Raw genomic sequence first — 11,176 nt, 5'->3', positions numbered from 1 at the left:
ACCACTGGTGTACAAATCAACCAGCTGCTGCTTGAAATCAGCGGGGTATTTCTTCTGGGATTTGGCCATGTCGAACTTTCTCCTTCTTGCTTTTTTGTTAATATAACTTGTTCGACTTTACCTGTCCATACTTATATACTAACACCAATCTTTACTTGTTTGCGAAATGAATTTCAGCACCTGTTTTTTACCGTCGTGATCACAGTTGTCCAAGAATTTGCGCACCGGTTCTGGTAAGCCTCTAAAAAAGCCGCTGTATCTTAGTGCTGTTGGTCTCTGCGCTAACACATTAAGGTATGGCCCCCAAACCATAGATTCTTTGTTTTTGCCATACAGCCGTTTATGTGTGACAACTATCTTCATTTTGTCATCCAAGACTGTCACATGGTGAGCGCTTACCTTTAGTGTGATCTCTGTCTTAGCCAAATTACCAGCTGTTGAATAGCTGTTGTTCTGAAACCTGGCCATACCATACTGATTTGTTCGGGCATGCACATAGCGACAGGCATCAAATTCATATTCTGGCAGCGAAAGCATGCACGTCTTGTCTTCCTCAAACAACTTCAAAACAGTTGTTTCTAGTTTGTAATGCTCACGGGTTAGGTCTTTGTCACACTTCTCAAGCAAACTGCGATTGTATTCAATAAGATCAGATATTTCAGGTACAGGAACAAAATAGTTGCGCCTGCTGTATCCTACATAGTTTTCTACTGAGCCTTTCTCATGTCCGGACGCAGGATTACAGAAGTTGCTTTCAAAACCCAAATGACACTGCAGACGCCTGAAGCCATCTGTTATTTCACGTTCACCCTGTGCTTTTATCTCCTTGACCGCAGTAGACATATTATCGAATCTAATAACGCGCGGGACAAAGCCAATATGTTTAAAAATATCACTTAACCCTTGCGATAGACACTCCAAATTCTGACCTTTGAACAACTGAACAAACTTAGCGTCAGAATGAGGAATTGTCATTGCCAAGTGATATCCATCGTACAATGTGCCCTGCTCATAAAACTGTGTTTCACCAAAATCCACCTGTGCTTCTCCTGCAGGATGCAGTAGTGGTAGAGATGCTATCTTTTGTTGGCCTAGTTCTTTTTTCAACTCCGAAACAATTGAGCGTATAGATCTTTCTGAAACATCAAATATCCGGCCAGCAGCATCTTCTTGTGCCACCAATCTGTCATACACTCGTTTAGCCGTGTGCTTCTGCTTGCGTGGTGCCTTCTGATCTGACACAAGCCATAATCTTATCTGATCACGGTACGGATCTGTTTTACTCGTCCTTGTTCTTCGTACCGGTTTCGGCAAGTTGAAATCCTCCTGATTCAGATATTTCTTGATTGTTTTACGATCGTGTCCTGTTTCTCTTGCTACTTGATGAATACTTTTACCTTTTTCAAAGTATTCATACCTGATATGATAGATATGCTCCATTGTCATCATCTCCGATCTTCCTTTCAGTTATTAGTCCTAACCAAAAGGATATACGATTCGGGGGCGTGGCGGTGGAGTTTATTTTATGCCACCTGGGGGAATTCTTAGCTTCCGTTTTGGGGTATTTCTATTCTGCCATATACAGTTTTATCGTATAATTTGAAATCAGTCGATATTTATTCATTATCTGGTTGATTTTTCTTGTTCCATAATTATTTTTACTTGCCCTAAATATGGCTATTATTTCATTTTCCAGCTTGGTATTGCATACTTTTATCTTTTTTTATAATTCATCAGACTTCTTGGTATATTTAATACTCTGGCCATTGCGCTTACACTGTACTTATTCTTATTAGCTAAAATAATATCTATTTTCGTCCCATTATCAGCGCTGCTTGCTTTAAAATATCATTTGTCCATTTTATGATTGTCGATTTTGCTATTTGATATTCTTTTTCTATATCTGTTGTCGATTTTCCATTTTGTTTTAGTGCCACTATTTGTTTCTTGAATTCTTCTGTTGGATGGGCATTTTCGAATCCTCCTGATCTTGTTTCTATCTTACCAATCTGTCCGAAATTCTAAAATAGTCCCGTTTTCAGTAACTACGCTTAGGCACTTTTTCAAAGGTTTAAAATTGAAGTTCGCTATTCAAAATTTTTCTGGTGTATTTACACCTGGTGCTTTTATAGCTTGCCAATCAAAATTATATACTAAGTGTGCTTGATGACTTCGCCAGTTGTCTACAATTAGAGGATCGACAAAAGCACCGAAGAAAAAGAATAACACTTGTATTTTCATCCGAAATCTGGTCACTTAATTTCGCTTGACAAATATAATTAGGCTGCTTAAGTTTAAAATACTTTTCAGATACATAACAGATATTTATTCGCATAACCCTTGTCGTATTCGCGTTATTTTATTTTCATTCGGAATTTAATAAACTATCATTCGTAAGTTGTTTATTGACTATCATGGTTTCATTTGCTATCATAAAAGCAACCACAAAATGCATTTTTTAGGAGGTATGTATGCTGGATCGCAGAGTACAAATCGTTAAGGCCTTAACAGATAATGATGAATTGAGCGTTGCCGATATGGCCAAAATGTTCAAAGTTTCTCAGGTTACAATCAGAAATGATTTAAAAATACTACAAAATGATGGTCTTATCAGACGTAGACACGGCGGTGCTATACCAATGTCAGACGAATCAATTGCAAACAGACTCAACATCAATTATAGCCTCAAGCTCAAAATTGCGGATAAGGCTGCTGAATTGGTCAAAAACGGAGAAACAATTTTGATAGAGTCTGGCTCTACGAATGCTATTCTGGCTAAAAAACTCTGTGAAACAAAGGAAGTAACCATCGTCACCAACTCATATTTTATTGCCAGTTTTGTTAAGGATATACCAAATGCAAATATTATTCTCTTAGGAGGAAACTTCCAAACAGAATCTGAGGTCTGTACCGGTCCTCTTACTAGGCAGGCATTAAGCAGCTTCCATGTGGACAAGATGTTCATAGGCACAGACGGTTATTCCACTAATGAAGGTTTCACTTGCATGGATCTTGATAGAGCAGATGTTGTTGCGGCTATGTCAAAGAGAGCCGAGAAGTTGATCGTTCTTACAGATTCCAGCAAATTTTATCAACGAGGAGTCGCTACGCAAATTTCTCTACAAGAAACCAGCATGGTTATAACCGATAGTAACCTGACCGACGAGATAATAGAGGATCTCAAGGCTAATAAGATAGAGGTAAAAACAGTCATAGACTGAGCAAATAATGTCAACACCTGCCGATCGAGGCAGTTTCAATAGATAAGACAATTTTCGGGCTGAGAATTTATTATTGAGGTGAAGAAATGTCCAGTTTTTTTGGTGAATCAAGCAAAAGAGTAAAAGGATTAAGAGAGAAGATACTTGATGCCAAGTCAACTATTTGTATCGACAGAGCAAAAATAATAACTGATGTTTACAAAAACAACGAAGATAAGCTTGTAGTTATTAAACGAGCGTTATCCCTCGAGGCTATTCTCAGGGATATGCCGATTTTCATCGATGATGGCGAGCTTATAGTAGGAAATCAAGCGAGCAGGCATCGTGCAGCTCCTATTTTCCCTGAATACGCAGTCGACTGGATCGAGAATGAAATTGATGAGTTCGACAAGAGACCAGGTGATCGCTTCTATATAGAGGCTGATCAGAAGACAGAGCTGCTTGAGATCTGTAAATTCTGGCGAGGTAAAACACTGAAGGATAAGGCTCTGGCTATAATGCCTGAAGAGAGTCGTTTCCTATACGATGTCGGCATGATCAAGGCAGAAGGTAATATTACTTCTGGCGACGGTCATGTTGCGGCAGACTTCAGTGAAGTTCTGAACAAGGGTATCAAGGGCGTCAAAGAGCATGCTGCGAACAAGCTTAAGAGCCTTGATATCTCTGATTTTGAAGATTATAAGAAGCAGTATTTCCTGCAATCCGTAATAATAGTCTGCGACGCGGTCGCGGCTTTTGCCAATCGTTTTGCTGATCTTGCTGAGAAAATGGCAACAGACGAGCAAGATGACAAGCGATCTGCCGAGTTGCTTAAGATCGCTCAGGTTTGCAGAAGAGTACCTGAGTATCCTGCTGAGAATTTCTATGAAGCAGTTCAGAGCACATGGTTTATTCAGTTAATTCTGCAAATAGAATCCAATGGTCATTCAACCTCCTTTGGTCGTTTAGATCAGTATATTTATCCGTACTACATGAAAGACATTGAATCAGGAGCAATTTCAGAAGAGGAAGCAACAGAATTGCTTGAGCTGCTCTGGATCAAAGCTTACACAATTAATAAAATTCGTAGTTATACACATACACGTTTTTCCGCAGGCGGACCTCTCTATCAGAACGTGACAATAGGCGGACAAACTCGTGATGGAAAGGATGCCTCAAATGAGCTGAGTGTACTGATACTGCGCAGTGTTGGCAGAATTCGTTTCACACAGCCAAATCTTACCGTGCGCTACCATAGCGGCACACAGAAGAAGTTCCTTGCACAGACGATCGAGGTCGTTAAGCTCGGTTTCGGCATGCCAGCCTACAATAATGACGAGGTCATTATTCCCTCGTTCATGGAGATTGGTGTTTCTAAGGAAGACGCTTATGATTACAGTGCCATCGGTTGTGTTGAGGTTGCCGTTCCAGGTAAATGGGGCTACAGAACCACCGGCATGAGCTTCCTCAACTTCGGTAAGGTACTTATGTCATCTCTGAACAATGGCGTTGAGCCTCTTAGCAAAAAGCAGATCCACCCTGGCCTGGGCAAGCACTTTCTCGATATGGAGAGCTTCGATGAAGTTATGGATGCCTGGTCTAAAACTGTTCGTTATTTCGCAAGACAAACAGTTATCATGGATACGACAGCCGATTACGCGCTGGAGATGGAGACACCAGATATTCTCTGCTCGGCACTTACTAACAATTGTATTGACAGAGGCAAAACTATCAAAGAAGGCGGCGCTATATACGATTTTGTCAGTGGTTTGCAGGTAGGTATCGCTAACCTTGGCAACTCACTCGCGGCAATCAAAAAACTGGTTTATGAGGATAAAATTATCAACCGCGAAGAGCTATGGCAGGCATTGGAAAATGATTTTGAAGGCATCGAGGGAGAAAAAATCAGACAGCTTCTGCTCAATCGAGCACCGAAGTTTGGCAACGATGATGACTATGTCGATCAACTTTTAGTGGACGCTTATAATGAATTCATCGATGAGATATCCAAATACAAGAACACTCGTTATGGCAGAGGTCCTATCGGTGGCAAATACTACCCAGGCACTTCTTCGATTTCCGCCAATGTGCCACAAGGCAGCACAGTTGGTGCGATGCCTGATGGTCGAAAAGCCATAACCCCTCTGGCAGAGGGATGTTCACCATCTCACGGCACAGATGCCAAAGGCCCAACCGCAGTTTACAAATCAATGGGCAAGCTACCAAATAATAAAATCACTGGAGGGGTGCTGCTTAATCAGAAGATCTCCCCAACCAGCCTGGCTAAGAAATCTGGTGTCGAGCTGCTGATGAATATGATCAGAACGTTCTTCGACGATCTGCACGGTTTCCATGTCCAGTACAATATCGTCTCTAGAGATACTCTGCTGGCAGCGCAGAAGAATCCTGAGAAGTACCGTAATCTTATCGTCAGAGTAGCTGGCTACAGTGCTTTTTTCAATGTACTGTCACAAGAAACTCAAAATGACATTATCGCAAGAACCGAACATTCTCTTTGATTTATATAATTAGCTAACCCGGTAAGGCAGTCCTGATATGGTACTGCCTTGCCATTAGTTTGACTCTGGGAGGGGCTATTAAATGAATGAATACACGATTGGAATAGATATTGGCGGCACCAAATCAGCCTATGGCTTATTTGACAGCAGCCACAAAATAGTGGCAAGACACCAGCATCCGACAAAAAGCTGCGGCACCTGTGAGGACATCTGCGAACGCATTGTGAAAGGCATATATGACCTGATTGATGTGGCTGGCATCAGTCTTGGCAATGTTTCCGGCATAGGTCTTGCCATGCCATCGTATATTAATTTTGAAACAGGCAGGATAATCTGCACTTCAAACATCTGTACTCTAAAGGATTTTGAGGCCAAGCAGTATTTTGAAAACAAGCTTGGCAGAAGGGTCGTCCTCGACAACGACTGCAATGTTGCTGCGCTCGCCGAACATCGCTTCGGAGCGGGTAGAGGTCATAAGCATATGCTCTACTGTGCTGTAAGTACCGGAATATCAAACGGAATCATTATCAATAACGAGTTGTTCAGAGGAAGCTACGGTGCGGCTGGCGAGACTGGTCATATGCTAATCACACCTGACGAGGGTGTAGAGTGCGGCTGTGGTAATAAGGGCTGCTTCATGTCCTGGGCGTCCGGCTCCAATATCGTTAAGCATATAAGGCATTGGATCGAAGCTGGAGGACAAACCTCAATGTTCGATATGGCCGGTGGCGATCCTAAGCGTATTGATGGCTACATCATAGAAAAATGTGCCAAAGATGGTGATGAAATGGCGCTTAAGGCAATTGATACCATGGCCTATTATCTCGGCATGTGGATCTTCAACACATATCAGACCTACAATATCAACTGTTATGTTTTCGGCGGCGGACTGGTCAAGATGGGACCACTGCTTTTTGACAAGGTCTTTGCATATTTCAGAAAATTCAATGTAACTCAGCCCAATGATATTATTCATTTCAAATTCGCTGAGCTTGAACATGATTTTGGCATCATAGGAGCAGAGCAGCTGCTGGTAGATCTGGAGTGTATATGCTAAACACAAAAGGTAATGTTTTTAATATACAGCGCTGTAGTCTTCACGACGGACCTGGAATACGGACGATTGTTTTCTGCAAGGGCTGTCCTCTACGCTGCCTCTGGTGCTCTAATCCGGAATCACAGCCGATGGCCTTTCAAATACTGTTCCAGGAGAAGGATTGTATCGGTTGCCGCGAATGCATGCACCCATGTGATGAGGGTGCGATAACCTTCGGCGAAAATTACTTTTACCCTAATATTGATAGGAAAAAGTGTATCAGCTGTATGTCCTGTGTCGAGACCTGCCCGACCAAAGCGCTTTGTGTTTCAGGTTCACGAATGAGTGTAGAAGAGGTCATGGAAGAGGTGCTGCTGGATAAGGTTTTTTACGACAAGTCTGGGGGCGGTTTGACATTGTCTGGCGGCGAGGCACTGATGCAACCGGAGTTCTCGATCACTCTTCTTGATGAGGCGCGCAGGAAGGGCATTCATACCGCAATCGAAACGACCGGCTATGCTCAGCCGGAAATTTTCGATCGTGTAACGAAACATGCCGATCTGATTCTGTTTGATTTCAAGCAGCTGGATGACGACAAGCATAAGCATTATACTGGCGTTTCCAATAAGCTTATCCTCAGAAATTTGAAGGCAATTATTGGCCGGCAGGCACCTGATCTGATCGTTCGCATTCCAGTCATTCCTGATTTCAATCATTCACCGGATGAGATGGCTAAGATGGCTGAGTTTCTGTTTGAACAAGGGGCAAAAAAAGTACATCTGCTTCCCTTCCATCAGATGGGTGAAAATAAATATAAGATGCTTGGTATTGATTACAAGTTTAGTGAACATAAGGCGCTTCACGAGGAGGATCTGATCGATCATCTTAAGACCTTCCTCTCTTATGGACTGGATACCGAGATAATGTGATTAGGATAGAGTTAAAAGCCCAAGCAAATTTAAACTTTTTGTTGAAGAGACTTCCCTATAAATAGCGTTTATGATTTTTTTTGAGTAGCATTTATAGTTGAAAGAATTATTTAATCACTTTTATGCCTTGCTCATGCAATACAGATCTGAAATAATCCATTTCCTCAGATGTAAACATACACTGATCAGCTGCAAAAGGATAATTTCTATACATACGCTCATATTTATTTCTGGCTAGAGAATTAAAGTTCAAAAGTTCTATTTTGATTTTGTTTGATTTCTCGGCACAATATTTGCCAATATTAGCAACATTGTCTACAGTCGCAGTAAAGCCAGGAATCATAGGAATCCTAATCAAAAGATCTATTTTATCGGACTCATACCACTCGCTAATAACTCGATCCAGGTTATCCAGAATCAGATCCTGTTTCACACCTATCCAAGCGCGATGTCTAATCGGATCGTAAACCTTGAAATCTAATATTAACAAATCAAGATGCGGCAGCATTTTCTCCAGAACACTCCAAGTGGTGTGTAGACTTGTTTCCATGGCGGTGTGTATACCGGCAGCACGACAGGCTTGTAGCAGTTCAGTATTGAATTTGTGCTGATATGTCGGATCACCGCCTGATATTGTCACTCCACCCTGCTCAATGTAAAAATCGCGATCCTTCTCGACCTGTTCATATACCTCCCGAACAGTCTTCCACTGCGAATCCATATGCAGCGCCTCCGTCGGGCAGACCTCTACACATTTGCCGCAGAGATTACAGGCAATACGATCTATCTCGATCTTTTTATCCGGCTCAATAAGCACTATCCTTTTCCTGTCGCAGACCGTTACACAGCTGCCGCAGCCTATACATTTGTTAGAGAAATAGAGTAATTCCTGCCTGAAGTTTATGCCCTCCGGATTGTGGCACCAAAGGCAGCTTAAAGGGCAACCTTTGGTAAAAACTGAGGTTCTGATGCCTGGCCCATCATGTATGGAAAATCTTCTTATGTCGAATACCAGCCCTTTCAGGCTCCAGTTTATATCTGACACTTCTCTACTTACCTTCCTGAATTTGTTTATTCTAAATAATATCAAATGTCACCGTAATTAGTTCTTGCTATGATCTCATCCTGAAGATCAGAGGCCAGCTCAGTGAAATAAGCGGTGTAGCCAGCAACCCTAACTGTCAGGCTTCGATACTTACCCGGATCTGCCTGCGCTGCCAAAAGATCTTCCTGTCTCAGAACATTAAATTGAATATGCGGTATCTTAAGCTGTACAAAGGTGCGCAGCATTAAAATGAATTTCTCAATACCGACATCAGTAAAGAAAGTTGGCAGAAATTTCATATTCAACAAGGTACCATTGCTACCATACAAACTACTTATTTTTGATACAGACTTCAAAACCGCTGTCGGCCCCTTACGATCCCGTCCATAAACCGGCGACATACCACCATCTGCCAAAGGATCTCGCGAGAAACGTCCGTCCGGTGTCGCACCGACATTCTGACCCATAGGAACATGAGCTGATACTGTATACAGACCTGTATGGAATTTACCTCCTCTGTAATTACTGTATTGTGTTAGATATTGATTGAAGGTACTTACCCATTTGGCAGCGATTTCATCAACCCAATCAATATCATTTCCGTATTTCGGCGCATGATTGAGCAGCGTCTGTCGAATAACTTCCTCATGCTCGAAATTATCATGCAAAGCTTTCATCAGTTTCTCTGGGCTGATGCGGTTCTGGCGGAAAACAAGCTCCTTGATCGCAGCCATACTGTCGGCGATATTAGCACCTTGAATGATCTGAACTCCCGAGAAATTGTAGCGTGCGCCGCCAGAAGTAACATCGATTCCCTTTTCAAGACAGTCATCAATTACAGCAGAGAGAAACGGTGACGGCAGTGTCTCCTGGTGAATCCTCTCCACCACCTCGCAGTTCTCAATCATTTTATCAATGAAATACTTCATCTGCTCATAAAAAGCCAGCTCCATATCCTCATAGGTTTTGTAATCTATAAGATTGCCAGTATCCAGCCCCAGAAGTTCGCCATTCAGCAAACATCGACCATTATTCAAGGTCAGCTCGAGAACCTTAACCATATTAAACATGGCTGCGTCGCTCCAGCCCAGATTATTGCCTTGAGTCGTCAGCTCAACACAGCCGACGATCGCGTAATCCTTAGCATCATCCAGATCGATCTCCTGGTTAACCAGCGCCGGGATTATAGCTTCGTCATTAAAAAACTGCGGCATGCCACTACCACGTGCGACCACCTGTACACTACGCCTGATAAAATCCGTTGGCGTTGCCGAATGCAATCTAACAGAAAGATTCGGCTGTGGCATACCGATATTGTATTGTGCCTGCAGCATCAAATAGGATATAGCATTTACAGCATCACTGCCATCTTTCAGCTGCCCGCCAATTGCGATATTGAAACCAATCGGGAAGCCCGCGAAATACCTGGCACTATGAGAATTACGCAGATAAACTATCTGATTGCACTTAAGCCAGAAACATTCTATCAACTCCAGCGCCCGGGCTTCGTCTAGAAGTCCCCTTCTGATATCCTGCTCATAATACGGCAAAAGATACTGATCGGCTCTACCAGGCGAGAAGGATGACGCGTTCGACTCCATATGCAGCACGACAAATAAAAACCACAGTGACTGGACTGCCTCATGAAAGGTCTCCGGCTTACCGAACGCGAGCTTTCTGCAGATCCGAGCCGTCTCCATCAGATTCGTTTTATGCTCAGCATGCTCGGGCTGTTCAGCCATCTGTTCAGCCAACGCGGCATAACGTCCTATGAATATACTTACACCCTCAAGAACCATAATAACACTCTGGTAAAAGTCTTGTCTGCCGTCTGTACACTTAGATAAGTATTCCTCTGTTCTTTTTAGTAGTCCTGCGGAACCATAATGCAGCCAGGCTTCACTATCAGGGCATATATGTCCCTGCGCATGATCTTTCTGATTGATCTTAACGACCTTGGCAATATGACTAAGCTCTGGCCCGGCCGCAGAATAAATTCGGTCTTCCAGCGACCGCCCTTGCCAGAAAGGCAGAATTTCTTTTCTGAATTCCTCGATATCCTCAGGCCGGGTATTAAATTTATCCTGAGGTCTGGTGCTGAGCGAATCGAACTCTTTGTCGACCCAGGAGGCACCTGATTCTGGGAAAACAACACCAGCTCGCACGCCTTTTGTTCGATTACCAATGATCAGTTCTTCCGGCTCGATCGAAATCTCTAAATTTTCGAGAGCACTACGCAGCGCTGCCGCACGAAGCTCGATAACTGATTTTTCAGGTGATTTTTTATATACTTCGGTAACAATCCTAGCCTGCTCGATCGAGACAAATCTCGGCTCATCGAGCATTTTCTTCTTAAGAGTTTCAATTCTCGGTGACAACTCCAGTGCATAAATCTCATCATAGCTATTCATTTTCAGCACCTCATAGACTCAACTGCTTGATAACAA

General features: G+C 42.8%; 7 protein-coding genes. 4 read left to right on the top strand and 3 right to left on the bottom strand.

Annotation, left to right across the window (positions count from 1 at the left end; translation table 11 throughout):
- Positions 1-138: 138 nt before the first annotated feature.
- Entirely contained in the window at positions 139-1,440 is a 1,302-nt protein-coding gene (gene istA, locus AC0KSB_RS06985) for an IS21 family transposase (RefSeq protein ID WP_472307695.1), read from the bottom strand.
- A 1,031-nt stretch (positions 1,441-2,471) separates the two neighbouring features.
- On the opposite strand from istA, the gene AC0KSB_RS06980 reads away from it, so the two are divergent.
- From AC0KSB_RS06980 to AC0KSB_RS06965, 4 genes are all read left to right on the top strand, one after another.
- The gene (locus tag AC0KSB_RS06980) at positions 2,472-3,221 is read left to right on the top strand and encodes a DeoR/GlpR family DNA-binding transcription regulator (protein ID WP_472307693.1); all 750 of its coding nucleotides are present in this window, start codon (positions 2,472-2,474) and stop codon (positions 3,219-3,221) included.
- A gap of 86 nt (positions 3,222-3,307) precedes the next feature.
- Positions 3,308-5,719, top strand: a complete 2,412-nt coding sequence (locus tag AC0KSB_RS06975; RefSeq protein ID WP_472307692.1) for a glycyl radical protein — start codon at positions 3,308-3,310, stop codon at positions 5,717-5,719.
- Positions 5,720-5,801: 82 nt separating this feature from the next.
- Positions 5,802-6,776, top strand: coding sequence for an ROK family protein (locus AC0KSB_RS06970; RefSeq protein WP_472307690.1), 975 nt, complete (start codon positions 5,802-5,804; stop codon positions 6,774-6,776).
- Positions 6,770-7,684 (top strand): glycyl-radical enzyme activating protein, encoded by a 915-nt coding sequence (locus AC0KSB_RS06965; protein ID WP_472307688.1) that lies wholly within the window; start codon positions 6,770-6,772, stop codon positions 7,682-7,684. Before AC0KSB_RS06970 ends, AC0KSB_RS06965 begins: the two co-directional genes overlap by 7 nt.
- Before the next feature lie 106 nt (positions 7,685-7,790).
- Here the strand turns inward: AC0KSB_RS06965 and AC0KSB_RS06960 are convergent, their stop codons facing one another.
- Both AC0KSB_RS06960 and AC0KSB_RS06955 read right to left on the bottom strand, forming a co-directional pair.
- Positions 7,791-8,729: a glycyl-radical enzyme activating protein gene (locus AC0KSB_RS06960; RefSeq protein ID WP_472307686.1), complete on the bottom strand. Its 939-nt coding sequence runs from the start codon at positions 8,727-8,729 to the stop codon at positions 7,791-7,793.
- 41 nt (positions 8,730-8,770) lie between these two features.
- A complete protein-coding gene (locus AC0KSB_RS06955) occupies positions 8,771-11,140 on the bottom strand; it encodes a glycyl radical protein (protein WP_472307684.1) in 2,370 nt (789 codons plus the stop codon).
- Positions 11,141-11,176: the final 36 nt, after the last annotated feature.

The organism is Ercella succinigenes (assembly GCF_900002895.1).
Note: the sequence above shows the minus strand (reverse complement) of the source record. Positions and strands in the feature narration are given on the sequence as shown.

Coding starts and splice junctions, on each gene's coding strand:
- istA (WP_472307695.1), bottom strand. CDS start 1,440: ATGGAGCATATCTATCATATCAGGTATGAATACTTTGAAAAAGGTAAA.
- AC0KSB_RS06980 (WP_472307693.1), top strand. CDS start 2,472: ATGCTGGATCGCAGAGTACAAATCGTTAAGGCCTTAACAGATAATGAT.
- AC0KSB_RS06975 (WP_472307692.1), top strand. CDS start 3,308: ATGTCCAGTTTTTTTGGTGAATCAAGCAAAAGAGTAAAAGGATTAAGA.
- AC0KSB_RS06970 (WP_472307690.1), top strand. CDS start 5,802: ATGAATGAATACACGATTGGAATAGATATTGGCGGCACCAAATCAGCC.
- AC0KSB_RS06965 (WP_472307688.1), top strand. CDS start 6,770: ATGCTAAACACAAAAGGTAATGTTTTTAATATACAGCGCTGTAGTCTT.
- AC0KSB_RS06955 (WP_472307684.1), bottom strand. CDS start 11,140: ATGAATAGCTATGATGAGATTTATGCACTGGAGTTGTCACCGAGAATT.